Origin of the sequence: Luteimonas changyuni (assembly GCF_039548395.1) — a bacterium.
Classification (GTDB): Bacteria; Pseudomonadota; Gammaproteobacteria; order Xanthomonadales; family Xanthomonadaceae; genus Luteimonas.
In genome coordinates, this window is record NZ_JBCLUZ010000004.1 from 120,262 (window position 1) to 145,192 (window position 24,931).

The following is a 24,931-nucleotide window of genomic DNA, read 5'->3' on the forward strand; positions in this document are numbered from 1 at the left end:
CCGCTGCAGCCGGCCACGGTTCATCCCCGCCACCGGTCATTTCGTCCCCGGGGCGCGTCGTTACGGCACTTCCGGCTGGTCGCCTTCTCGTTTCCGGGGTGGAATCGCCCCTCTCCGAAAGGTACCCGGAACATGACGCGACGCCACGACATCGATGCCCTCAGGGTGATCGCCTTCGGCCTGCTGATCGCCTACCACGTGGGCATGGTCTACGTTGCCGACTGGGGTTACCACGTCAAGGCCGGGCAGCAGGCGCACTGGCTGCAGTGGCCCATGATCGCGGTGAACCGCTGGCGGATGCCGCTGCTGTTCATGATCTCGGGCATAGCCCTGGGCCTGGCGATGGCCGCCCGCCCAGCCCGGTCGCTGATGGGCTCGCGGAGCTGGCGGCTGCTGCTGCCACTGGCGTTCGGCATGCTCGCCATTGTGCCGGTCCAGGCCTACTGCGAAGCATTGTCGAACGGCACGATCGCACCGGGCTTCGGCTCCTTCCTCATGCGCTACCTGCAGCTGCGGCCGTGGCCCGGCGGCGGCTGGAGCGGCGCTCAGTACGGCGTGACCTGGAACCACCTGTGGTACCTGGCCTATGCCTGGACCTATACGGCGGTGGTGCTGGTCCTGGCCCGCGTCGCGGGCACGGCGGGCGCCGGCCGCCTCGGCGCATGGGTCTGCGGTCGCAGCGCCGCCTGCTGCGTGCTGGTCCCGGCCGCGTGGCTCTTCGCCTGCCTGTGGTGGCTGATGCCGCGGTTTCCCGAAACCCATGCCCTGGCGGGCGACTGGTACGCCCACGCGAAATACTTCGCCTTCTTCCTGGTCGGCTGGCTGGTGGCATGCGAGCCGCAATTCTGGGAGCGGGTGCAGGCGGCGCGCGGCCGGATGCTGGCACTGGCCCTCGGCGCGATCACGATCGAGCTGGGGCTGCGCGCAGCCGGGCGCAGCCTGCAGCCCGCCGACATCCCGGCGTGGGCGCTGCACGTGGACTGGGCCATGGTCGAACGCATGGCGCGGGCGCTGTATTCGTGGACCGCGCTGTTGGCGATCTTCGGCTGGGCAGGGGCGCTCCTGGACCGGCCGTTCCGCTGGCTGCCGTACGCCACCGAAGCGGTGTATCCCTGGTACATCCTCCACCAGAGCCTGATCGTGCCGCTGGCGTTCGCGGCGCCGGCGCTGGCGCCGCACTCCTGGCTGGAACCGGTGGTCGTGATCACGGGAACGGTCGCCGGCTGCCTGCTGCTGCACGAATGCCTCATCCGGCGCGTGCGCTGGCTGCGGCCCCTGTTCGGCCTGAAGCCCCGGGACGATGCGCAGAGCGTAAGCTTCCGGCGCCCGCCGTCGGGCCGTCCCGGAAAGCCCGCATGTTCGAAGCCGATCCGATCCTCTGGCTGCAGGGGCTGAGCGCGCCCTGGTTCGCGTGGTGCATGCACGCGATCAGCGCCCTGGGCGATGCCCGCGCCTATGTGCCCGCGATCCTCGTGCTGCTGTTCGGGCTGCGCCTGCGCCCGGGACTGGGGGTACTGCTGGCGCTGATGCTGGTGGTGATGGCGACCGACGCCGCCAAGCACGGCTTCGGGCTGCCGCGGCCCAGCGAGGTGGACGCGCGGATCCTCGACGAAGGCGAGGCCGGCCGGCACCTGGTGGGCGATGGCGCCGCGGACGGCTTCTGGGCGCTGCCTTCGCCGGAGGCCATCACCGCGGCCCGTGCCCGGCCCGACGCCAGCTTCGGCTTCGTCAGCGGGCACACCAGCGCCGCCACCGCCTTCGTGCTGGCCATGGCGCTGCTGATGCGCGCCCGGCGGGCATGGGCCTGGGGACTGGTGGTCGCCTGGCCGCTGCTGATGGGCGTGTCGCGGATGTACCTGGGCCGGCATTTCCTTGCCGACGTGCTCGGCGGGCTGGTGGTCGGCGTCGCTGCGGCGCTGCTGGCCGTGGCGTTCGTGCGCAGGCTCGAGGCGGGCGGCCCGGGTGCGTGGCGGACGTGGTTGCTCGGCCTGGCCGGGACCGTGGGCCTGGCGCTTGCGAGCGGCTTCGTGCCGTGGCTGGATCCCGGGCATGCCGGCGGCGTGGCGGGCACCCTGCTCAGCATCGGCGTGCTGATGCGCGCCGGCTTCCCCGACGACGCCGGACCCGCGGCCGTGCGGGCGGCGCGCGTGCTGATCGCGCTGGCGCTGGCCTACGGGATCCTTTCGCTGCTGGAAATCATCCATGCCGCCGGCGGCTGGCCGGTCCGGCACCCCGCAGCATTCGTGTCGACCGCAGGCGGCTACGTCGCGGTGCTCATCGGCGCGGTAGCGCTGCTGCGCGCGCTGCGGCTCTACCGGCCGGCGGCGGCCGCGACGGCGGGCTCGGCCGCGGGCTGATCCCCGGCGGCGGTGGCGTGTTCCACGATCAGCTGGATCGCATCGCCGCCGCGGTAGTCGTCGGGCGCAAGCCGGTAGGCAAGGTGCAGGCGCGACGGCGGCGGCTCGTTGCGCCAGCCGCCGAAGTGGATCGCCGCCAGCGGTGTCCGCGTACCTTCGCAGCGCAGGCCCAGTTTGAGGTGGCGTTCGCCGACCACGCGCCACTCGAGCACTTCGAACTCGCCGTCGAACAGGGGCTCGGGGAAGCCCTGGCCCCAGGGTCCGCCGTCGCGCAGCGCCTCGGCGTGGGCACGGTCGAACTCGGCGGGCGCCAGCGCCCCGTCGCTGTCGATGGTCGCTTCCAGGGTGGCGGCGTCTAGGGTGGCTTCGGCATGGGCGAGGAAGGCCGCTTCGAACGCGCCCAGGTTGCGCGCGTCCAGGCTGAGCCCGGCCGCCATCGCATGCCCGCCGAAGCGCTCGATCAGGCCCGGGTGGCGCGCGTCGACGGCGGCCAGCGCATCACGCACGTGGAAGCCGGGGATCGAGCGCGCCGAGCCGCGCAGTGCGCTTGCGCCAGGCTCCGCCGGCGCGAAGGCGACCACGGGCCGGTGCAGGCGCTCCTTCAGCTTGGATGCGACCAGGCCGACCACGCCGGGATGCCAGCCGGCGTCGTAGGCGCAGATGGCGGCGCGGACGCCGCCGCCCTGCCCGATCCCGTCCAGGGCCTGTACCGACAGGGCGCGCTCGGCCTCGTCCAGCATGCCCTGCTGCACGGTCCTGCGTTCGCGGTTGATCGCGTCCAGGCGCTGCGCAAGCTCACGCGCGCGCGCCGGATCGTCGCAGAGCAGGCACTCGATCCCCAGCGACATGTCTTCCAGCCGCCCGGCGGCGTTGAGGCGCGGGCCGACCGCGTAGCCGATGTCGCCGGCGCCCAGTCGCGATGCCGTACGACCCGCGACTTCGACCAGCGCCGCCAGGCCGGCGCAGCCGCGGCCCGCACGCAGTCGCCGCAGGCCCGCGGCAACCAGCGCGCGGTTGTTGGCGTCCAGGGGCACGAGGTCGGCGACGGTGCCGACGGCGACCAGGTCCAGCAGGCTCGAGAGATCCGGCCCCTTGCCCTGCAGGCGGCCGTCCGCGCGCATCCGCGCGCGCAGCGCCAGCAGCACGTAGAAGATGACGCCGACGCCGGCCAGCGACTTGCCGGCAAAGCCGTCGCCGCTGCGGTTCGGATTGACGATCGCGTCCGCCGCCGGCAGCTGCTCGCCCGGCAGGTGGTGGTCGGTCACCAGCACCTGCCACCCGAGCGCCTTGGCGGCGTCGATGCCCGCGTGGCAGGCGATGCCGTGGTCGACGGTGACCAGCAGGTCCGGCTGCAGCGGCGCCAGCTCGGCCACCAGCGAGGGCGACAGGCCATAGCCGTGGGTCACCCGGTTGGGCACCGCGTGCAGCACTCCGCGCGCGCCGAGCATGCGCAGGCCGCGCACGGCGACGGCACAGGCGGTGGCGCCGTCGGCATCGAAATCGCCAACCACGAGGATGCGGCGGCCTTCGCTGATTGCCGACGACAGCAGCGCGGTGGCGCGCTCGAGGTCGAGCAGGCCATCGGGCGGCAGCAGGTCGGCCAGCCGCGGGCGCGCGGAATCGATGTCCAGGGCCCCGCGCGCGGCGTAGATGCGGCGCAGCAGCGGCGGAATCTCCGCCGGCCATGCAGCGGCCTCGCGTCCGGCATCGCCGGGCATGGCGTCCGCCGGCAGCCGGCGCCGGATGCTGCGGAGCGTCGTCACGGGCCCGGCCACGGCGCGGCGCGGCGCCAGACGCGCAGCAGGTGTGCGCGCTTCAGCGCAAGGCGCCAGCCGTCGCCATCATCCAGGCACAGCGTGCCGATACCGCCCGCGCGCAGCGCCTCCAGCGCGGGCAGCAACCACTCGCCTTCGATCCACTGCAGGTCGCGCGTGCCCTCGATGTCGTAGACCCCGGGCTCGCCGGTGAACCGCGCAGGCAGCGGCTGGCCGCGTCCGCTGGCGGCGGCCAGCGCGCGCGCGGTGTCGTCGTCGCTGAAGCCGGTCGCGCCATCCCTGCCGCTTGCCGCCGGCAAGCGACCGCCGCCCCAGAACCACAGCGCATTCACCGGCGCCTGGCCGCGTGCCACCCGCCGTGCATTGAGCGGATGGTTGTGCAGCGTGACCTGGGCTTCGCTTTCCAGACTGCGCCAGCGCCGGCCTTCAGGGCTGATGTCGAGGTGGTCGAAGATGTCCTCGCCCAGCGCGTCGCCGGGATCCGAGAACTCCGGCACCTTCGCGTCCTTCGGCAGACGCAGGTACCAGCGCGCGGGATCCGGCGCATCGAGTTCGAAACCGGCGTCGCCGAACAGCGGACGCAGCGCCGGCAGCAGTTGGTCGCAGTCCTCGCGCGTCAAGGCCAATGCTTCGCCGTGCGCAAGCAGGCGTACGCCGTTGATGTCCGGGCGCAGCCAGACCGGGTCGGCGCGCAGCCAGGCGGAGCCGGCGGCGTCGCCAAGCTCGGCCTGTCGCGACAGCGCCGCGATCGGCCAGCCCTCGCCGTGCAGCGGGAAATGCCGGAGCAGCTGGGCGCGGCGCCCCGGGGCGCCGCTCGGGCCCGGGCGGCCGCGGCCGAGCAGCTTCATGCTCGCCGCGGACAGGCGCTGCCGCCCGAGTCGCGCGGCGGCCGGGAGCAGAAGGGTGATGCTGCTGGAAGCCGGCATCGCCGGATCAGCCGTAGCTGACCTCGACGATCTCGTACTCGCTGATGCCGCCGGGCGCCTCGATGGTCACCACCTCGCCGGCGTGCTTGCCGATCAGCGCGCGCGCCACCGGTGACGAGATCGCGATCAGGCCCAGCTTGATGTCGGCTTCGAGGTCGCCAACGATCTGGTAGCGCTTCTCCGCACCGGTTTCTTCGTCGGCCAGCAGCACGTTGGCGCCGAACACGACCTTGTCGCCGACCTTGAGCGTCGACACGTCGATCACCTGCGCGTGCGAGAGCTCGCTCTCGAGCTGCTTGATGCGACCCTCGATGAAGCCCTGCTGCTCGCGCGCGGCGTGGTACTCGGCGTTTTCCTTCAGGTCGCCGTGCGCGCGCGCCTCGGCGATCGCATTGATGACGGCAGGCCGCTGGACGCTCTTCAGTTCGTCCAGCTCCGCGCGCAGCCGCTGCGCTCCCTGCGACGTGATCGGTGGTCTCATGTCCGCTTCAATTCCTCATGCAGTTCGTGCAGTGCCCACACCGGGCCGCTGCCACGATATTCCAGAGAATGCAGCAAGGCCTTCGCACCGGCAATGGTGGTCGAATAGGTCACCCGCTGCTGCAGCGCCTCGCGGCGGATCGAGAACGAATCCGCGATCGCCTGGCGCCCTTCGGTGGTGTTGACGATGTAGGCGATGTCGCCGTTCTTGATCAGGTCGACAATGTGCGGCCGACCCTCGGCGACCTTGTTGACCTGCTCGCAGGCGACCCCGTGCTCGCTCAGCCAGGCGGCCGTGCCCGTGGTCGCGACCAGGCTGAAGCCGCGCTCCACGAGTTCGTGGGCCACGGGCAGCAGCCGCCGCTTGTCCGGGTCGCGCACGGAGACGAAGGCCTTGCCCGGCTCGGGCGCCTTGATGCCCGCCGCTTCCTGCGCGCGCGCGAATGCGGCGCCGAAGCTCTGGCCCACGCCCATCACCTCGCCGGTCGAGCGCATTTCCGGGCCCAGGATCGGATCCACGCCCTGGAACTTGGCGAAGGGGAAGATCGCTTCCTTGACCGAGTAGTAGCCGGGCACGACCTCTTCGGTCACGCCCTGGTCGGCCAGGGTGCGGCCGGCCATGCAGCGCGCGGCGATCTTCGCCAGCGGCACCCCGGTGGCCTTGGAGACGAAGGGCACCGTGCGCGAAGCGCGCGGATTGACCTCGAGCAGGAAGATCGTGTCATTGCCGTCCTCGTCGGACTGGACCGCGAACTGGGTGTTCATCAGCCCGACCACGCCCAGCGCGCGCGCCATCGCCGTGACCTGCTCGCGCAGGCGGGCCTTGGTATCGGCCGACAGCGAATACGGCGGCAAGGAACACGACGAGTCACCCGAGTGCACGCCGGCCTCTTCGATGTGCTCCATCACCCCGCCGATCAGCACCTGGCCATCGGTATCGGCAATCAGGTCGATGTCGACCTCCACCGCGTTGTCGAGGAAGCGGTCGAGCAGCACCGGCGAATCATTGGACACCTTGACCGCCTCGCGCATGTAGCGCTCGAGATCGGCTTCGGCGTGCACCACTTCCATCGCCCGGCCGCCGAGCACGTAGCTCGGGCGCACGACCAGCGGATAGCCGATCTCGCGTGCCAGCACCAGGGCCTGCTCGGCGCTGCGCGCGGTGCGGTTGGGCGGCTGCTTCAGGCCGAGCTTGTCGACCAGGTGCTGGAAGCGCTCGCGGTCTTCGGCAAGATCGATCGAGTCCGGCGAGGTGCCGATGATCGGCACGCCGTTGGCCTCGAGCGCGCGCGCAAGCTTCAGCGGCGTCTGCCCGCCGTACTGCACGATCACGCCCTTGGGCTTCTCGAGCTCGACGATCTCGAGCACGTCTTCCAGCGTCACCGGCTCGAAGTACAGGCGGTCGGAGGTGTCGAAGTCGGTCGAGACGGTTTCCGGGTTGCAGTTGACCATGATGGTCTCGTACCCGTCCTCGCGCAGCGCAAGCGCGGCGTGCACGCAGCAATAGTCGAACTCGATGCCCTGGCCGATGCGGTTGGGACCGCCGCCGAGCACGATGATCTTGTCGCGGTCGGTGGGCTCTGCCTCGCACTCTTCCTCGTAGGTCGAGTAGAGGTAGGCGGTGGTGGTGGCGAACTCGGCGGCGCAGGAGTCCACGCGCTTGTAGACCGGCTTGATGCCGAAGGCGCGGCGCAGCGCGCGCACGGCCTTCTCTTCAACGCCGACAAGCTGCGACAGGCGGGCGTCGGAGAAGCCCATGCGCTTGATCTCGCGAAGACGCGAAGCGGTCAATCCGTCAACGCCGGCTTCCGCGACCTGGCGCTCGGTGGCAACGATGTCTTCGATCTGGTCGAGGAACCAGGGGTCGATCCAGGACAGGGTGAACACCTCGTCCACGCTCATGCCGGCGCGGAAGGCGTCGGCGACGTGGAACAGGCGATCGGGACCGGGCTCGCGCAGCTCGCGCCGCAGCGCGGCCTTGCCTTCTTCGCTGTCCAGGTCCAGGCCGGTCGGGTCCAGCCCGGCCTTGCCGGTCTCGAGCCCGCGCAGCGCCTTCTGCAGCGACTCCTGGAAGGTGCGGCCCATGGCCATGACCTCGCCCACCGACTTCATCTGCGTCGTCAGGCGCGAATCCGCCTGCGGGAATTTCTCGAACGCGAAGCGCGGGATCTTGGTGACCACGTAGTCGATCGACGGCTCGAACGAGGCCGGGGTCAGGCCGCCGGTGATCTCGTTCTTCAGCTCATCAAGCGTGTAGCCAACCGCAAGCTTGGCCGCGACCTTGGCGATCGGGAAACCGGTGGCCTTCGACGCCAGCGCCGAGGAGCGCGACACCCGCGGGTTCATCTCGATCACCACCACGCGCCCGGTCTCGGCGTTGATGCCGAACTGGACGTTGGAGCCGCCGGTGTCGACGCCGATCTTGCGCAGCACGTCGATGGACGCCTGGCGCAGGCGCTGGTACTCGCGGTCGGTGAGGGTCTGCGCCGGGGCGACCGTGATCGAGTCACCGGTGTGCACGCCCATCGCGTCGAGGTTCTCGATCGAGCAGACGATGATGCAGTTGTCCGCGGTGTCGCGGACCACTTCCATCTCGAACTCCTTCCAGCCGAGCACGGATTCCTCGACCAGCACCTCGTTGGTCGGCGACAGCTCGAGGCCGCGCTTGACGATGTCCTCGAACTCTTCCCTGTTGTATGCGATGCCGCCGCCGCTGCCGCCCAGCGTGAAGCTCGGGCGGATGATGGTCGGATAGCCGACGGTCGCCTGGATCTCGACTGCCTGCTCGAAGGTCTTCGCGACCGCGGCCTTGGGGCACTCCAGCCCGATCTCGCCCATGGCCACGCGGAACAGCTCGCGGTCCTCGGCCATCATGATGGCCTCGCGCTTCGCGCCGATCAGCTCGACGCCGTACTTCTCGAGCACGCCGTGGTCGGCAAGATCCAGCGCGCAGTTGAGCGCGGTCTGGCCGCCCATGGTCGGCAGCAGCGCGTCCGGGCGCTCCTTGGCGATGATTTTCTCGACCATCTGCCAGGTGATCGGCTCGATGTAGACCGCATCGGCCATCTCCGGGTCGGTCATGATCGTGGCCGGGTTGGAATTCACCAGCACCACGCGGTAGCCCTCCTCGCGCAGGGCCTTGCAGGCCTGGGCGCCGGAGTAGTCGAACTCGCAGGCCTGGCCGATGACGATCGGGCCGGCGCCGATGATGAGGATGGTCTTGAGGTCGGTGCGCCTGGGCATCAGTGCGCCTCCATCAGCGCGACGAATCGGTCGAAGAGCGGGGTCACGTCCTGCGGGCCGGGAGCGGCCTCGGGGTGTCCCTGGAAGCTGAAGGCCGGCGCATCGGTAAGCGCGATGCCCTGGTTGCTGCCGTCGAACAGCGAGCGGTGGGTAACGCGGACGTTGTCGGGCAGCGTCGCCTCGTCGACCGCGAAGCCGTGGTTCTGCGAAGTGATCATCACCCTGCCCGACTCGAGGTCCTGCACCGGGTGGTTGGCGCCGTGGTGGCCGTTGGCCATCTTCAGCGTCCTGGCGCCGACCGCCAGCGCCAGCAGCTGGTGGCCCAGGCAGATGCCGAAGGTGGGCACGCCGGCGGCCAGCACCTCGCGGATCGCGGCGATCGCGTAGTCGCAGGGCTCGGGGTCGCCGGGGCCGTTCGACAGGAACACGCCGTCGGGCTTGAGCGCCAGCGCCTCGGCCGCGGTGGTGCGCGCCGGAACCACGGTCACGTCGCAGCCGCGGTCGGCGAGCATGCGCAGGATGTTGCGCTTCACGCCGTAGTCCCAGGCCACGACGCGAAAGCGCGGTGCCACCTTGCGGAAGGTCCCGGCATCGAGCTCGAGGTCGCCCTCGCTCCACTCATAGCGGCTTTCGGTGCTGACCACGCTGGCCAGGTCCATGCCCTTGAGGCCGGGGAACTTGCGCGCGGCCTCGATGGCACGGTCGATATCGATCTCGCCGGCCATCACCGCGCCGTTCTGCGAGCCGCGCGCGCGCAGCAGGCGGGTCAGGCGGCGGGTGTCGATGCCGGCGATCGCGACCACGCCGCGGTCGGCCAGCCATTCCGGCAGGGCGGCACGGCTGCGCCAGCTGCTCGGCCGGCGCGGAACGTCGCGCACCACCAGGCCCGCCGACCAGACCTGGCCGGACTCGTCGTCCTGGGCGGTGCAGCCGGTGTTGCCGATGTGCGGATAGGTCAGGGTGACGATCTGGCGCGCGTACGAGGGGTCGGTCAGGACCTCCTGGTAGCCGGTCATCGCCGTGTTGAACACGACCTCGCCAACGGAAAGGCCGGGCGCGCCGACGGAAACGCCTTCGAAGACCGTGCCGTCTTCGAGCGCGAGGATTGCGGGTGGGGTCACTGGCGGTCGCCTACGTGGGGTTGCAGGACGCCACCGGCCCGGCATTGGCCGGCCCGGAGGCAAGTGGTTCAGGCGAGCGGGAATGTTACCGGCGCGCGGCCTGCCGCGCCAGCGCGGAAGATGAACCCGGGCGGCTCAGAGCAGGTCGCGCAGCCGCCAGGCCCCTGCTTCGCGGCCGTGCAGGCGGCTCGCGGCCAGCAGCGCCCCGCGCGCGAACACGTCGCGACTGCTGGCGCGGTGGACCAGCTCGATGCGCTCGCCCATGCCGGTGAACTGGACCAGGTGCTCGCCGACCACGTCGCCGGCGCGGAGGCTGGCATAGCGCGGTTCGGCCCCGCCCCGCTCCGCTAGGGCGCCGAGGGCCAGCGCGGTGCCCGAGGGCGCGTCCTGCTTGTGCACGTGGTGGCTCTCGACGATGTCGCAGTCCCAACCCGCCAGGGCCGCTGCCGCGCGCTCCACCAGCTCCTCGAGCACGGCCACGCCGAGGCTGAAGTTGGCCGCCCACAGCAGCGGAATGTCCGCCGCGGCCGCGGCCATCGCCTGCCGCTGGGCAGCCGAGAGCCCGGTGGTACCCGAGACCAGCGCTGCGCCACGCTGCCGGCACAGGGCCAGCAGCGGATCGAAGCCCTCGGGCAGGCTGAAGTCGATCGCGACGTCGAAGGCGGGAACGCCGGACAGCTCGCTGGTGGAGAACTGCGGCACGCCATCGACCACGCGCTGCGGCGGCCGCCGCGACACCGCCGCGACCACGCTGCAGTCTTCCGGCACGCCCTCGGCGCAAAGACGCAGCAGCGCGCGCCCCATGCGGCCGCTGCCGCCGTGGATCAACAACCTGCTGACCGGATCGCCCATGCGGCTAGGCTAGCGACGCCCGGGGGCCGCGACAAGCAGGACAGCGGCGCCGCCGCGTCGCCACCGCGTCAGGACGTCATCCGCTCCCAGAAGCCCTTGACCCCATCGACGAAGGTGCTCGACCGCGGCGAATGGCGGCGTGCGCCCTCGCCGGAGAACGTGGCCTCGAACTGGTCCAGCAGCTCGCGCTGCGCGGGGGTCAGGTTGACCGGGGTTTCCACCACCACCTTGCAGTACAGGTCGCCCTTGGCGCGGCTGCGCACCGACTTCACGCCCTTGTCGCGCAGGCGGAAGACCCTGCCGGTCTGGGTCTCGGCGGGGATGCGGATCTCGGCCTCGCCGCCAAGGGTCGGCACGCGCACGGTGTCCCCAAGCGCCGCCTGCGAGAGGCGGATCGGCACTTCGCAGTGCAGGTCGTCGCCGTCGCGCTCGAAGATGTCGTGCGGGCGCACGCGCACTTCGACATACAGGTCGCCCGGCTGGGTGCCCGCGGGCCCGGCCTCGCCTTCGCCGGAAAGGCGGATGCGGTCACCACTGTCGACGCCGGCCGGCACCTTCACCGACAGCACCTTTTCCTCTTCCACGCGGCCATTGCCGCGGCAGGACGGACAGGGACTCTTGAAGGTCTTGCCGCGGCCATGGCAGGACGGGCACGGCTGCTGCATCGAGAAGATGCCGCGCTGGAAGCGCACTTGGCCGTTGCCGTGGCAGGTGTCGCAGGTCTCGAGCGTCCCGTCTTCGGAACCGCTGCCCCTGCAGGGCTCGCATTCGACCAGGGTGGGCAGGACGATGCGGCGCTCGACGCCGGCGACGGCCTCTTCCAGGTCGAGCTCCATCACATAGCCGATGTCGGCACCGCGGCGCGGACCGCGCGGGCCTCCACCGCCGAAGATGTTGCCGAAGATGTCGCCGAAGATGTCGCCCACGTCCGGACCGCCGCCGAAGCCGGGGCCGGCGTTGCCGCCACCCATGCCATGTTCGAACGCGGCGTGGCCGTGCTGGTCGTACATGCGGCGCTTGCCGCCGTCGGACAGCACCTCGTAGGCCTCCTTGCACTCCTTGAACGCAGCCTCGGCGACGTGGTCGCCGGGGTTGCGGTCAGGGTGGTGCTTCATCGCGCTGCGGCGATAGGCCTTCTTCAGCTCGTCCTCGGTGGCATTGCGGCCGACGCCGAGGACTTCGTAGTAATCGCGCTTGCTCATCGATCAAGGTCCGTGGTGCCTGGTGGACCCGAAGTACGGGGTCCGGATACGCGGCGGGAACCGGAGTTCATCCGGTCCCCGCCATGGGCGTGGCCATCGCGGCCGGGCCGCTTCCACGACTCCAGGGGCCGTCAGGCCTTGCTGTCGTCGTCCTTGACCTCGGTGAACTCGGCGTCGACGACGTCGTCCGCCGCCTGGGCGGCCGGATCCCGGCCCGCGTCGCCCTGGGCGTCGCCCCCCTGTCCGGCGGCACCGACCGCGGCGAACAGCGCCTGGGACACCTCTTCCAGAGCCTTGGTCTTGGCCTCGATCTGGCCCTTGTCGTCACCCTTCATCGCGGTCTCGACCTCGGCGATGGCGGACTCGACGCGACCGATCACATCGCCCGGGACCTTGTCGCCGTTGTCCTTGATCGCGCTGCGGGTGCCGTGCACCAGGGCATCGGCCTGGTTGCGGGCGCCGACCAGCTCGTGGAACTTCTTGTCGTCCTCGCGGTGCGCCTCGGCGTCGGCGACCATCCGCTGGATCTCGTCGTCGGACAGGCCGGAGCCGGCCTTGATCTCGACCTTCTGCTCCTTGCCGGTCTTCTTGTCCTTGGCGGTGACGTGGACGATGCCGTTGGCGTCGATGTCGAACGACACCTCCACCTGCGGCATGCCGCGCGGCGCGGAATCGATGCCGGACAGGTCGAACTTGGCCAGCGACTTGTTGTAGCGGGCCTGCTCGCGCTCGCCCTGCAGCACGTGCACCGTCACCGCGGACTGGTTGTCCTCGGCGGTGGAAAAGGTCTGCGAGGCCTTGGTCGGGATGGTGGTGTTCTTCTCGATGATCTTGGTGAACACGCCGCCCAGGGTCTCGATGCCGAGGCTCAGCGGGGTGACGTCGAGCAGCAGCACGTCCTTGACGTCGCCGGCCAGCACGCCGCCCTGGACCGCGGCGCCGATGGCGACCGCCTCGTCGGGGTTCACGTCCTTGCGCGGCTCCTTGCCGAAGAACTCGGCCACCGCCGCCTGCACCTTGGGCATGCGGGTCTGGCCGCCGACCAGGATCACGTCGTTGATGTCGCTGGCGCGCAGGCCGGCGTCGTTGAGCGCCGTGCGGCAGGGTTCGATCGTCTTCTTGACCAGGTCTTCCACCAGCGCCTCGAGCTTGGCCCGGGTCAGCTTGATGTTCAGGTGCTTCGGACCGGAGGCGTCCGCAGTCACGTACGGCAGGTTGACCTCGGTCTGCTGCGCGGTGGAGAGCTCGATCTTCGCGCGTTCGGCGGCGTCCTTCAGGCGCTGCAGGGCGAGCGGATCCTTGCGCAGGTCTATCCCGGAGTCCTTGTTGAATTCCTCGACCAGGTAGTCGATGACGCGCTTGTCGAAGTCCTCGCCGCCGAGGAAGGTGTCGCCGTTGGTGGCCAGCACCTCGAACTGCTTCTCGCCGTCGACCTCGGCGATCTCGATGATCGACATGTCGAAGGTGCCGCCGCCGAGGTCGTACACGGCGATCTTGCGGTCGCCGCCGTCCTTGTCCAGGCCATAGGCCAGCGCGGCCGCGGTCGGCTCGTTGATGATGCGCTTGACGTCGAGGCCGGCGATGCGGCCGGCGTCCTTGGTCGCCTGGCGCTGCGAGTCGTTGAAGTACGCCGGCACCGTGATCACGGCCTCGGTCACCTTCTCGCCCAGGTAGTCCTCGGCGGTCTTCTTCATCTTCTCGAGGATGCGCGCGGAGACTTCCTGCGCCGACAGCTTCTTGCCGTCGCTGGTCTGCACCCAGGCGTCGCCGTTGTCGTGCTCGACGATCGCGTACGGGACCAGGCCGAGGTCCTTCTTGACCTCGGCGTCGGTGAACTTGCGGCCGATCAGGCGCTTGACCGCATAGAAGGTGTTCTTCGGGTTGGTGACGGCCTGGCGCTTGGCGGACGCGCCGACCAGCACTTCGCCGTCCTTGGTGTAGGCGACGACGGACGGGGTCGTGCGGTCGCCTTCGCTGTTCTCGATGACGCGGGCCTTGCCGCCGTCCATGATCGCCACGCAGGAGTTGGTCGTGCCGAGATCGATGCCGATGATCTTTGCCATGGGAATATGCCTCTATGTCTGGATTCGGGGGGCGGCGATGCCGCCGATGACTGCTATCTGGGGATTGGCCACCACGCCTTCAAGCGCCAGCGGCCGCCGGAATCAACCGGCAGGGGTTCAATCGACGCTCAGTCGTCGTTCGACACCGCGACCAGGGCCGGGCGCAGCAGCTGCTCGTTGAGGCGGTAGCCCTTCTGGAACAGCTGGGCCACGGCGCCGGCGTCGACGTCGGGGGCCTCGACCACGCTCATCGCCTGGTGCAGATCGGGATTGAAGACCTCGTTGGCAGCCGGGGCGATTTCGTACAGGCCCTGGTTGCCGGTGACCCGGCGCAGCTCGCGCAGGGTCAGCTCGATGCCTTCGCGCAGCGGGCCGTTGCTCCCGGCAGCAGCCAGCGCCGCGTCCAGGCTGTCGAATACCGGCAGCAGGTCGCCCAGGATCTGCTTGTTGGCGAAGCGGCAGGCGTTCTGGACATCGCGCTCCAGCCGGCGGCGCTGGTTTTCAAGGTCGGCGCGGTCGATCAGCGACTGCGCGCGCACCTGCTCCAGCTCGGCGCGGAGGGTTTCGATCACGTCTTCCAGCGGAAGCTCGTCTGCGGGCGCCTCGGCGGCGTGGTCGGGCGTCTGTTCGGTGGTCATCGCTGTCCTGGGTCCGGAGTGTCTCGGTCCGCACTGAGTGGGGATGCCGCGTCGGGATTCAAGGCGGCGCCGAGGACCTCGGCGGTCGCCTGGACCACCGGGATCACCCGCTCGTAGGCCATGCGCGTGGGGCCGATCACCCCCAGCACCCCCAGGACGCGACCGCCGGCGCCGTAGGGCGCGGTCACCAGCGACATCCCGGCCAGCGGCGCGATCCCGGTTTCCTCGCCGAAGAACACGCGCACGCCCTGGGCCTTCACCGTGCGTTCGAGCAGCTGCAGAATCTCGCGTTTCTCCGTGAACGCGTCGAACAGGCCGCGCAGGCGGTCAAGGTCGGCAAGGTCCTGGAGCCCCAGCAGGCGCGCCTGCCCGGCAACCACCATGTCTTCGCTACCGGGTACCAGCACCTGTTCGGCCAGGTCGGTGGTGGCGCGAAGCAGGCCCTCCATCTCGCTGCGGGCGCTGCGGAGCCCTTCGACCAGCGCCGCGCGGATCCGCGCCAGCGGCTGGCCGGCGAAGTGGGCATTGAGGTAATTGGCCACCCGCTCCAGCTCGGCGGCGTCATAGGCGCGCCGGGTATGGACGATCCGGTTCTGGACCTCGTGGTCGGCGAACACCACGATCGCCATCACCCGCTGTCCGTCCAACGGCACGAAGTCGATCTGGCGGAAGGCGAACTGCTCGCGCCCGGGCACGCTGACCACGCCGACGAAACGGGTCATCGCCGAGACCAGCTCCGAGGCGCTGCCCAGCAGCGTCTGGGTCCCGGCACTGGCCGCCAGGCTGCCGCGCATGCGCATGAACTCCTCCTCCTCCAGCGGGCTGAGCTGGAGCAGCGAGTCGACGAACACGCGGTAGCCGCGGGCCGTGGGCACGCGCCCGGCCGAGGTGTGCGGCGCCGACAGCAGGCCCACTTCCTCCAGGTCGGACAGGATGTTGCGCACCGTGGCCGCGCTCACGTCGAGGCCGGCGTGGCGGACCAGGGTCTGCGAACCGACCGGCTCGCCGTCGCGGATATGGCGCGCGATCAGGGTGCGCAGCAGCTGGCGCGCGCGCGGGTCGAGGGGATCGGAACGGCGTCGGGACATGCCGCGGGTATACGTCCGATGCGCACGTGTCGCAAGCCGCCGGCTCGAATCGGCACGATCCGGCGATGACAGGCCGTGCATCTCCACGGCACAATCCGCGCACCATGCTCAAGCGACTGTCGATCAAGGATTTCGCCGTTGTCTCCGCCACCGAACTCGAGTTCGGGCCGGGGCTGACCGTCGTGTCGGGCGAGACCGGCGCGGGCAAGTCGCTCATCGTCGATGCCCTCGGCTTCCTGTCCGGGCTGCGCGCCGACGCCGGCATGGTCCGCCACGGCGCACGCCGCGCCGAACTCGACGCCGAGTTCGACCTCGGCGATTCGCCCCTGGCGCTGGACTGGCTGCGCGAACAGGAGTTCGACGACGGCCAGGCCTGCCAGCTGCGGCGCACCCTCCGCGCCGACGGCGGCTCGCGGGCGTGGGTCAACGGCCGCCCCGCCACCCTGTCGCAGCTGGGGGCGCTGGCGGCGCTGCTGGTCGAGATCCACGGCCAGCACGAACACCAGGCGCTGCTGTCGCGCGGCAGCCAGCTGGTCCTGCTCGATGCCTTCGGGCGCCACGAGGCCGAGCTGGCCGCGGTGGCCACGGCGGCGCACGCGTGGTCGTCATTGCTGCAGGAGCGCGCACGGCTCAGCGCCGCCGGCGACGTCTCCGACCGCATCGACTTCCTTGAGCACCAGCACGCCGAGCTCGAGCGCGAGGTGCTCGAACCCGATGCCATCGAAGAACTGGTGGCCGCGCACCGGCGCCAGGCGCATGCCACCGAACTGGTCGAGGCCTGCGATGCCGCGCTTGAGCGCCTGGGCGGCGACGGGTCGCTGCCGGCCGTGGTCCAGCAGCTGCGCGGCGCGCTCGCGCGGATGCAGGCCCATGAATCGCGCCTGGGCGAAGTGGACGCCATGCTCGATGGTGCCGCGATCCAGCTCGACGAGGCGGCGGTGCTGCTGGACCGGGTCCGCGCCGACCTCGATATCGACCCGGACCACCTGCAGACCCAGGAGCACCGCCTGTCGCGCCTCCACGAGCTCTCACGCAAGCACCGCGTGCCGCCGGAAGAACTGGCCGCGCATCGCGACGCGCTGGCCGCGGAGCTGGAGTCGCTTGCGGGCTCGGCGAAGCGCCTGGCGGGCCTGGAAGGCGAGATCGGGACGGCCGCAGGCGCATGGCGCAGCGCCGCCGCGCGCCTCGGCAAGGCCCGCGCCAGGGCCGCGACCGCACTGGGCAAGGCGACCACCGCTCTGATCGGCGAGCTCGGCATGGGCGGCGGGCGCTTCGAGGTGGCACTGGAACCCACGGGCGACGACGCGCCGGATGCACAGGGCGCCGAGCGCGTCGAATTCCTGGTCACCGCCAACGCCGGACAGCCGCCACGGCCGCTACGCAAGGTGGCATCGGGCGGCGAGCTGTCGCGCATTTCGCTGGCCATCGAGGTCGCGGCTCTCGGCCTGGACGCGGTCCAGACCATGGTCTTCGACGAGGTGGACTCGGGCATCGGCGGCAACGTGGCGGGGATCGTGGGGCGCAAGCTGCGCGACCTCGGCAACCGTCGCCAGGTGCTCTGCGTCACCCACCTGCCCCAGGTCGCGGCCCAGGGCCACGCCCATTACCGGGTCAGCAAGGCTGAAAGCGAGGGCATGACCCAGAGCGCCGTGCGTCTGCTCGACGACGCCGGCCGCCAGGAAGAGCTGGCGCGGATGCTGGGCGGGATCGAGGTCAGCCGCGAGGCGCGGGCGGCGGCCAGGCGCCTGCTGCGCGAGGCTGGGGAACCCGGCGCCGGCTGAGCGGCGGGCAGCGGCCGACCGCCCGGTTGGTCAGCGCTTCTTGCGCACGTAGAGCACCAGAGAGTGCTCTTCCAGGAGGTAGCCGTGCTTGTCGGCCACCTCGTGCTGCAGGGCCTCGATCTCCGGACTCTCGAACTCGATGATCTTGCCGGTGTCGACATCGACCATGTGGTCGTGGTGGCCACCGCGGTCGATCTCGTAGACCGCGGTACCGCCTTCGAAGTTGTGCTTGAGCACCAGGCCCGCCGCTTCGAACTGGGTGAGCACGCGGTAGACGGTGGCCAGGCCGATCTCGTCGCCGCCGTCCAGCAGCTGGCGGTAGATGTCTTCGGCTGACATGTGGTGGTGCGAGGTCTCCTGCTCGAGCAGCTGCAGGATGCGCATGCGCGGATGCGTGACCTTCAGTCCGGCCTTGCGCAGCTCGTTGGTTTCCATGCGATTCCCGTTCATTGGCGATTGCAGCGCCAGCTGCCGTGGTCCGGTCGCGGCGGCGCGGCGAGTGTATCATCGCCCCATGTCCGCCCCGACCTGGCCACCGATGCGCAACCTGATCGTCCCCGTCCTTGCCGCCTGCCTCTGTGCCGGCTGCAGCTTCGTCTACAAGCAACCCGTCTACCAGGGCAGCCTGGTCCAGCCGGCCAACGTCGCCCAGCTGCAGGCGGGAATGAATCGCCAGCAGGTGTCGGCGCTGCTTGGCACGCCCTCGATCCAGGATCCGTTCCACCACGAACGCTGGGATTACACCTCGACCGAGCGCGTCGGGCGCACCGGCAAGACCGAAGTGCACAACCTGGTGCTGTTCTTCGAGGGCGACACCCTGCAGCGCTGGGAGGGCGACTACTTCCCCGACCGCGACAAGGAGCTGATCGGCAACGTGCGCCGCCAGTTCGGCCCGAACCTGCCGCGAAGCGAATCCAAGCGCCGCTGATTACCCTGTCGCGCGCTCAGCCTTTGGCGGCCCTGGCCGCGCGGCGGCGGCGCGCATCCTTGGGGTCCACCAGCAGCGGACGCAGCAGTTCGACGCGGTCTCCGTCGCGCAGCGCGGCGCTGCCGGCCACGCGCACCCCGTACACCGCATAGGCATCGATGCCCTCCTGCGGCAGGCCGCTGGCCGCGACCGCATCGGCAACCGTGGCCGGCGCCGCCAGTTCCAGCACCACCGCGCGGCAGGCCTGCGGCAGCGCCAGGACCACTTCCACGCGCACCGCTCAGCTGCCGCGGTCGGCGACGCGCACGAAATCATCGACCATGCGGTCGGCCAGGCCCTGCAGCCCGAGCTTCATCGCCGGCAGCAGCAGGCGGCTGCGCGGCTCGAAGTCGAGCTGGAGGGTGACCTTGCAGGCGGATTCGTCCAGTGCGTGGAACTCCCAGCGCCCGGCCAGCCTGCGGAACGGGCCGTCGCGCAGCTCCATGTCGATGCGCTGCGGCGGGACCAGCATGTTCTCGGTGGTGAACCAGGTGCTGATGCCACCGATGCCCAGTTCGAGCCGGGCCAGCATGCGGCTGTCATCGGCTTCCAGCACCCGCGCCCCGCTGCACCAGGCAAAGCGCTGCGGGTAGGCGGCAACGTCGTTGACCAGCGAGAACATCCTGGTCGCCGAGTGTTGCACCAGTGCGGACCGTGTGATCGTGGGCATGGGCTGCGTGCATCCGTTCCTATCGCGCCCGGTGCCGTGGGACAATGGCGGGATGGGCAAGAGCGCAAAGGATAAGGGAAAGGCCAAGGCCGGTGGCACGATCGCGCTGAACAAGCGCGCGCGCCACGAATACCACCTTGGGGACCGCTATGAAGCCGGACTCGCCCTGCAGGGCTGGGAGCTCAAGTCGATCCGCGCGGGCCGCGCCAACATAGGCGAGAGCTACGCCGTGGTCCGCGGCGGCGAACTGTTCCTGTTCGGTGCCCAGGTCACGCCGCTGATCCAGGCCTCGAGCCACGTCGTCGCCGACGAGCGCCGCACCCGCAAGCTGCTGCTGCACCGGCACGAGATCGACAAGCTGGTCGGCCTGGTGCAGCGCGACGGCTTCACCATCGTGCCCACCGCGCTGTACTGGAAGGCCAACAAGGTGAAGATCGAACTCGCGCTGGCGAAGGGCAAGCAGTCGCACGACAAGCGCGATGCCGCCAAGGACCGTGACTGGCAGCGCGACAAGCAGCGCGCGATGCGCCACCACAACCCGAACGCCTGATCAGCCGCTGGCCGGCTCGTCCGGCAGGGTGAAACGGAAGCGCGCGCCTTTGCCGACGACGCCTTCGCCACTGATCGTGCCGCCATGGCGCTCGATGATGCGCTTAACCGAGGCCAGGCCGATGCCTTCGCCGGCGAACTCGTCGGCGGCGTGCAGGCGCTGGAATGGCCGGAACAGCTTGCCGGCATAGGCCTGGTCGAAGCCGATGCCGTTGTCCGAGACCTCGAACCACTCCTCGCCGCCCTGCCCGACGCGCTGGAACATGATCCGCGCCGCAGGGGTTTCCCGGGTGAATTTCCAGGCGTTGCCAAGCAGGTTGCCCAACAGGTTGCGCACCAGGACGCTGTCCCCGGACGCCACCATGCCCGGTTCGATCACCACCTCCACCTCGCGCCCCGGGTCACCCTGCGCAAGCTCGGAAAGAATGTCGCGGGCCATCGCCGACAGGTCCAGCGGCTCGCGCTTGAGTTCGCTGCGCGAGACCCGGCTCATCTTCAGCAGGGCATCGATCAGCTCGCCCATGCGCAGCGTCGCCGCGCGCACCCGCGCCACGTAGCCGCGACCGACATCGTCGAAGGCGTCGGCATGGCGCTCCGCGGCCATGCGGCTGAAGCCGTCGATCGCGCGCAACGGCGCCCGCAGGTCGTGGGAGATGGTGTAGGCGAAGGACTCCAGTTCTTCATTGGCGCGGGTGAGTTCGCGCGTGCGCAGCGCGACCCGGGCCTCCAGGGTGCGGTTCAGCGCCAGCACCTGCGCCTCGGCACGCAGGCGGTCGGTGATGTCCTCCACCTGGACCAGGCTGGCCACGTCCTGCCCGTGCTCACCCGGCACCTGGGCATAGGTCAGGTGCACGTGGCGGATGTCGCCATCGTCGCGGTGGAGGTCGCGGGTCACCCGGTACACGCTGCCCGATGCCGCGCGCGCGCGCGCCTCGGCGGCGTTGTCGCCGCCCGTGAACAGGCTGCCGAACATGCGCCCCATCAGCTCCTCCGGCGACGCGCGCAAGACGTCGGCCAGGGCCAGGTTGGCGTCGATGATCCTGCCGTCGCGGTCGAGCAGGGCCTTGCCGATGGCCGAGAACCGGATCGCGCTGCGGAAGCGGAGTTCGCTGCGCCGGTAGGAATCGCTCATCCGCGCAGCGATGTCCTGGGCCCGCGACTGGGTGCGCGCAAGGATCATGGCCAGCGCGAACAGCAGCAGCGAGGCGAGCACCCCCAGGGCGATCGTCCCCGCCGGGCCGAGCAGGCCACCGCCGCCGCCCGTCCGCGCCTGGTGGAAGTCGAGGCGCCAGCGGCGGCCATACACCTGCTCGACCAGGCTGTGCCGCACGCCATCGGCATCGGGGAACGCCGCGGAGTCGAGCGGGAACACCGGCAGGTCGTCGGCTTCGGCGTCGTCATCGCCGATGTCGACGATGCGCACCGACAGCCCACCGCCACCGGCCGGCAGCGCGGAGGCGACGAACAGATCGATGCTGAAGGGTGCGCAGACCCAGCCCGACAGCGCGGCCGGCCGTGCCGCCGGGTTCCCGGGCACGATGCCCGAGCGGTAGACCGGCGCGTAGATCACCAGGCCCGGCCCGGCACCCTCCTGCATCATCGGCAGCGGCGCCGTGATCCGGGCGGCCGCGCTGGTGCGCGCGGCTTCCATCGCGACCGCCTGCACCGGCTCGGTCAGCATGTCGAAGCCGACGACATCGGCGCTGGCCATGGTCTGCGGTTCAAGCAGGATGACGGGACCGTACTCGGCGCGCGCGCCCGGCGGATCCACGCGAAACAACTGGCGCGAGGCCGCCCGCTGTTCGAGCTGGAAATCCTGCAGCTCCGCCGGGGACATGGACGCGGCGTAGCAGAGCCCCAGCATCGCCGGGAACCGCTGCGACAGGTCGAGGCCGTCGGTGTAGTTGCGCCATTGGCGCTGGTTCGGGCGCTGGATCGCGGCCAGCAGGGACACACCGCCGCGGGTGACCAGCTCATAGGTCAGCAGCTGCTGGCGGAGCCGCGCCACGACCTGGTCGGCCTCGGCGGAGAGCCGCGCTTCGGACATCGCGCGCTCCCGGGCGCCGGCGCCGGTCGCGTAGATCGCGACCAGGGTCAGCGCGGCCACCAGCACCAGCACGGCAAGCATGTAGCCCTGGCGTACCGGTAGTGGTTCGCCCGGGGGCGTGTCGTCTGCCATGGCCATGGGCGACGAGCATAACGCCTGCCGACCGGCGGCCGTTCAGCGGCATGCGCGCCTGCTGAACGGACGGTGCCGATGCAAGCCGCGAACCCCTTGCCCCGGCGCCCGTCGCGCCTATACTGGCTGCGTCACGCGCGTTCACTGCCACCGGCAGGCGCCAGGTTTCCCGGAACACGGGGGTGCACTGGCTTCGACGGGGGTCGCGAAATCGCCTGGTGCATGCCGAGGGGGCCGCTTTCCTCGTTAATCCAGCAGCAACTTTTAGTTGCCAACGACGACAACTACGCTCTCGCCGCTTAAGGCGTAAGCCCCGAACCCACTTGTGCCCGTACTCGTGGATGTAGGGTCATCATTACGGGAATCCAGCCGCGGCGGCCGCCTGTCTGCCGCGGTTGAACTCACAGGCTGGTTCCCCGGTGCGCTTCGCACGCCGTGCTGTCGGGGAACGAGATCCAACGGCGAGCTAAGCATGTAGGACCGGGGATGGAGTGCCTTCGGACGGCGGTTCGATTCCGCCCACCTCCACCACCTTAGAGCGAAGCAAGTCCAGACCAGGCCGGAATCCTTGAGAAACAAGGGGATTCCGGCCTTTTCTTTGTCCGGCACCATCCGATCAGGACCATGCGGCCGCCCCATCGCCGACGTGTCGCCCCGCGAACTACTGAGCGCGATCAACCGGATCGTCGACCGCGGCGCCGTGGAGACTGCACTTCGAGTGCTGCAGAACTGCAGCCCCATCTTTTGGTACGCGATCGTCACCAGTCGAGCGGAGACCAACCCTGCCCTCGCCCTGCGCGCTGCTCTGCCCCCGGTGAAATCCGCGCACCACGCGGCCATCACCGACCCGACGGTGCTGGGCGCCCTGCTCCGCGCCCGGATGAGCGAGCGCGGCAAGAGGCGCTGCATATACCACGGCGGCTGCTCCACGGGGCCGCGGACAATTGAAGGCAAGGCACGCGTCGCACTCAACCTGCCCAGACTGCGCTGTCCTATAGCCTCGGGACAGCTCGGCGGTGGATCGATGGCTCGAAGTGCGGGCGCGATTCGCGTAGTAGGTACTGCGGATCACGACGCGATCAAGAAGAATCCCGGGGTGAACAGCCTGCACCAATAGCGCAACGAGGTGACGCGGCGCGTGGATCAGCCGGTGCGACGCTAGCAGTCATGACCAGCGCCACTTCCAGCCGAAGCTGAAACGATTCGCCTTATCCACTACGACACCCCCCGTCCATGGCCGGTTACGACGCCACTATGGCATGACGGCACACGAGCGAATCGGCGCTAATGTTGACCCCGCAAGGCTGGCCCATGTCGCGCGTATCGACCAGCGCCAAAGCAGCTCCCAACGCGGCCTAGGAGACGACCAGTGTTCGACGCGAAGAGAATCGGCCAGGCAATTGGCCGCCAGGCGTTCGAGCAGATCCAGGCCAGCAGTCTGCCGAAGAACGAAACGATGACGCTGCTGCAAATCTGGACTGAGAGCAGCCAGGCGAAGCTGAAGGCGCTCGCCGAGTCGGGTCAACTGCTACCGATACTGAGCCGGCAGCATCGAACCGCCCTGGACGAGGCGTGCGAGTTGCGGGTGAGCAGTCCGCACCTGACGCAGACGGAATGCCTCCGGAGCGCGGGGCTGCCGCTGGTCCTCTAGATATTCGATCCGGAGCGACGATGCCAAGTAGCGCCACCCGGACGAGATTCTGGCGGCCACTAGAGACGCCGACCACGATCACGTGTGGTCAGAGGTGCAGTGCATCCTCCGAGCTGCAGGGCTCATCCCGGCGACGATGAACCTTGGAGCGACGGCTAAGCCGGCGTCGCCTCACCAGTCGTGGCTTGGGCCGCCGCCGCGGGCGCCGGCGTGGCGCCCTTTTTCGCCCGCAGCGCCTTACTGGCCACCTTGGCGATTCGCTTCCGAGCTTCCAGCGCCTTGTCGCCCTCGCTGACCTCGCGCTTCAGCACTTCGTTGATCAGCACATCGCGGATCTGCTCGGACTCAATCTTCACGTCAGGGGACAGCCGGCGCAGCTCGCGGCGAATCACGTCCACCACAACGTCGGATTGCACCATCGCGCCCACGTAGAACCGCGAGAGCGCCTGCCGCTGGGTGCGGTACTCGCCCAGCACCGACCGCTGCCAGCCTTCCTTGCACCATAGGAACAAACGCTCCAAGTCGTCCTGCGAGCGCGTGCTGAGCGCGCAGAAGTCGATCTCGATCAGCAATTCCTGGTCGATCGGCTTGGCGAACACGATGTGGTACACGCGCCACACGATGCCGTTGGTCAGCAACACCCAGTCGACGCCCTGATTGGCCGCATAGTCCACGGCTTGTTTGACGTGCGCGTCCTTAAGGTCCAGGCCAATTGCCTTCACCTCGATCAGCGTTTCGAGCTGGCCGTCCAGCTTGATCGCCAGATCGCAGTAGGTCCCTCGAATGGCGTATTCCGAAGTGACGTCAGCGTACTTGTCGTAGCCGAACACGTCGGCCAGCATGTCCTTCACGATAGTCAACGTGTCGGATTCACCCACATCCCGAGACCGCGCCGCGGTCAAGATGGGTTGGTAACGCTTGATCCCGGCCACGAGCCGTTCCGTGACCCTCTTTGGCACCTGTGCCATGCCTAGCTCCCCTCCCCAAGGTGCTGGAACCATAGCACCAGTCTGGCGAACGAACCTGAGGATCGCTGCAGACCGGCAGTGCAGTTCGCTGATCGAGTGACGATGCCCGAAGAGGTAGCCAGCGGCGCCGCATCCATAGGACGCCCGCGCGGCTAAGCCGGCATTGCTGGCTCGCCGCTAGGCTACGACGGGGTGCGTCGCGCACGCTAAAGACGCCGGTCCCTATCCTGAAGACATGGAAGACGAGAGCAAGTGGCCCCTGCGCCCATGCACAGGCGAACCCCTCGGGACCCCGATGGGTCCTGATACACGCACACCGGAAGAGAAGGCCGAGGCGCAGCCCAGAGAGGACGCGAGCCGAAAAGGGCGTGGACGCAAGGACTGGTGGAAGAAGCAACCGATGTGACATTTTGAACACCTC

General features: G+C 69.7%; 22 protein-coding genes and 1 other RNA gene. 8 read left to right on the plus strand and 15 right to left on the minus strand.

Going from position 1 to position 24,931, the window contains the following annotated elements; translation table 11 throughout:
- Positions 1-132: 132 nt before the first annotated feature.
- Positions 133-1,395, plus strand: coding sequence for an acyltransferase family protein (locus tag WCD84_RS02965; RefSeq protein WP_343280366.1), 1,263 nt, complete (start codon positions 133-135; stop codon positions 1,393-1,395).
- Positions 1,356-2,357, plus strand: coding sequence for a phosphatase PAP2 family protein (locus WCD84_RS02970; RefSeq protein WP_343280367.1), 1,002 nt, complete (start codon positions 1,356-1,358; stop codon positions 2,355-2,357). Before WCD84_RS02965 ends, WCD84_RS02970 begins: the two co-directional genes overlap by 40 nt.
- Here WCD84_RS02970 and recJ read toward each other — a convergent pair.
- From recJ to hrcA, 10 genes are all read right to left on the minus strand, one after another.
- On the minus strand, positions 2,312-4,075 hold the full coding sequence (gene recJ, locus WCD84_RS02975) for a single-stranded-DNA-specific exonuclease RecJ (RefSeq protein ID WP_343280399.1): 1,764 nt from the start codon (positions 4,073-4,075) through the stop codon (positions 2,312-2,314). The two genes, WCD84_RS02970 and recJ, sit on opposite strands and share 46 nt — an antisense overlap.
- Positions 4,076-4,116: 41 nt before the next feature.
- Positions 4,117-5,058, minus strand: coding sequence for a phosphoglycerate mutase (locus tag WCD84_RS02980; protein ID WP_343280368.1), 942 nt, complete (start codon positions 5,056-5,058; stop codon positions 4,117-4,119).
- A 7-nt stretch (positions 5,059-5,065) separates the two neighbouring features.
- Positions 5,066-5,527: a transcription elongation factor GreA gene (gene greA, locus WCD84_RS02985; protein WP_343254029.1), complete on the minus strand. Its 462-nt coding sequence runs from the start codon at positions 5,525-5,527 to the stop codon at positions 5,066-5,068.
- Between the two features lie 8 nt (positions 5,528-5,535).
- A complete protein-coding gene (carB, locus tag WCD84_RS02990) occupies positions 5,536-8,781 on the minus strand; it encodes a carbamoyl-phosphate synthase large subunit (protein ID WP_343280369.1) in 3,246 nt (1,081 codons plus the stop codon).
- Complete coding sequence (carA, locus tag WCD84_RS02995; RefSeq protein ID WP_343253898.1) at positions 8,781-9,902, minus strand: glutamine-hydrolyzing carbamoyl-phosphate synthase small subunit; 1,122 nt, start codon at positions 9,900-9,902, stop codon at positions 8,781-8,783. Before carA ends, carB begins: the two co-directional genes overlap by 1 nt.
- A 135-nt stretch (positions 9,903-10,037) precedes the next feature.
- The gene (gene dapB / locus WCD84_RS03000; protein WP_343280370.1) at positions 10,038-10,754 is read right to left on the minus strand and encodes a 4-hydroxy-tetrahydrodipicolinate reductase; all 717 of its coding nucleotides are present in this window, start codon (positions 10,752-10,754) and stop codon (positions 10,038-10,040) included.
- Positions 10,755-10,822: 68 nt separating this feature from the next.
- Positions 10,823-11,956, minus strand: coding sequence for a molecular chaperone DnaJ (gene dnaJ / locus WCD84_RS03005; RefSeq protein WP_343280371.1), 1,134 nt, complete (start codon positions 11,954-11,956; stop codon positions 10,823-10,825).
- A 131-nt stretch (positions 11,957-12,087) separates the two neighbouring features.
- On the minus strand, positions 12,088-14,019 hold the full coding sequence (gene dnaK, locus WCD84_RS03010) for a molecular chaperone DnaK (RefSeq protein WP_343280372.1): 1,932 nt from the start codon (positions 14,017-14,019) through the stop codon (positions 12,088-12,090).
- Positions 14,020-14,147: 128 nt separating this feature from the next.
- Entirely contained in the window at positions 14,148-14,657 is a 510-nt protein-coding gene (grpE, locus tag WCD84_RS03015; RefSeq protein WP_343253894.1) for a nucleotide exchange factor GrpE, read from the minus strand.
- Complete coding sequence (gene hrcA, locus WCD84_RS03020; protein WP_343280373.1) at positions 14,654-15,745, minus strand: heat-inducible transcriptional repressor HrcA; 1,092 nt, start codon at positions 15,743-15,745, stop codon at positions 14,654-14,656. Before hrcA ends, grpE begins: the two co-directional genes overlap by 4 nt.
- A 104-nt stretch (positions 15,746-15,849) precedes the next feature.
- On the opposite strand from hrcA, the gene recN reads away from it, so the two are divergent.
- Positions 15,850-17,526, plus strand: coding sequence for a DNA repair protein RecN (recN, locus tag WCD84_RS03025; protein WP_343280374.1), 1,677 nt, complete (start codon positions 15,850-15,852; stop codon positions 17,524-17,526).
- Between the two features lie 30 nt (positions 17,527-17,556).
- On the opposite strand, the gene fur is transcribed toward recN, so the two are convergent.
- Positions 17,557-17,961: a ferric iron uptake transcriptional regulator gene (gene fur, locus WCD84_RS03030; protein ID WP_343254028.1), complete on the minus strand. Its 405-nt coding sequence runs from the start codon at positions 17,959-17,961 to the stop codon at positions 17,557-17,559.
- A gap of 103 nt (positions 17,962-18,064) precedes the next feature.
- Here fur and WCD84_RS03035 point away from each other — a divergent pair, with 103 nt between their 5' ends.
- Complete coding sequence (locus WCD84_RS03035) at positions 18,065-18,454, plus strand: outer membrane protein assembly factor BamE (protein ID WP_343254027.1); 390 nt, start codon at positions 18,065-18,067, stop codon at positions 18,452-18,454.
- 16 nt (positions 18,455-18,470) lie between these two features.
- On the opposite strand, the gene WCD84_RS03040 is transcribed toward WCD84_RS03035, so the two are convergent.
- Together WCD84_RS03040 and WCD84_RS03045 are read right to left on the minus strand one after the other, a co-directional pair.
- On the minus strand, positions 18,471-18,731 hold the full coding sequence (locus WCD84_RS03040; RefSeq protein ID WP_343253891.1) for an RnfH family protein: 261 nt from the start codon (positions 18,729-18,731) through the stop codon (positions 18,471-18,473).
- 3 nt (positions 18,732-18,734) lie between these two features.
- Positions 18,735-19,163, minus strand: coding sequence for a type II toxin-antitoxin system RatA family toxin (locus tag WCD84_RS03045; protein ID WP_343280375.1), 429 nt, complete (start codon positions 19,161-19,163; stop codon positions 18,735-18,737).
- Positions 19,164-19,215: 52 nt separating this feature from the next.
- Between WCD84_RS03045 and smpB the strand changes: the two genes are divergently transcribed.
- A complete protein-coding gene (gene smpB, locus WCD84_RS03050; RefSeq protein WP_343253889.1) occupies positions 19,216-19,713 on the plus strand; it encodes an SsrA-binding protein SmpB in 498 nt (165 codons plus the stop codon).
- Here the strand turns inward: smpB and WCD84_RS03055 are convergent, their stop codons facing one another.
- Complete coding sequence (locus WCD84_RS03055) at positions 19,714-21,897, minus strand: CHASE domain-containing protein (RefSeq protein ID WP_343280376.1); 2,184 nt, start codon at positions 21,895-21,897, stop codon at positions 19,714-19,716.
- Positions 21,898-22,069: 172 nt separating this feature from the next.
- Here WCD84_RS03055 and ssrA point away from each other — a divergent pair.
- The 3 genes from ssrA to WCD84_RS03070 all read left to right on the plus strand — a co-directional run bounded on the left by ssrA (position 22,070) and on the right by WCD84_RS03070 (position 23,542).
- Positions 22,070-22,422: a transfer-messenger RNA gene (gene ssrA / locus WCD84_RS03060) on the plus strand.
- Between the two features lie 67 nt (positions 22,423-22,489).
- Positions 22,490-23,008: a phage integrase central domain-containing protein gene (locus tag WCD84_RS03065; RefSeq protein WP_449280054.1), complete on the plus strand. Its 519-nt coding sequence runs from the start codon at positions 22,490-22,492 to the stop codon at positions 23,006-23,008.
- A 252-nt stretch (positions 23,009-23,260) separates the two neighbouring features.
- Positions 23,261-23,542 carry a hypothetical protein gene (locus tag WCD84_RS03070; protein WP_343280378.1) on the plus strand — a complete coding sequence of 94 codons (282 nt, stop codon included), beginning with the start codon at positions 23,261-23,263 and terminating at the stop codon, positions 23,540-23,542.
- A 155-nt stretch (positions 23,543-23,697) separates the two neighbouring features.
- Here the strand turns inward: WCD84_RS03070 and WCD84_RS03075 are convergent, their stop codons facing one another.
- Entirely contained in the window at positions 23,698-24,510 is an 813-nt protein-coding gene (locus WCD84_RS03075; RefSeq protein WP_343280379.1) for a type I restriction enzyme HsdR N-terminal domain-containing protein, read from the minus strand.
- Positions 24,511-24,931 lie beyond the last annotated feature (421 nt).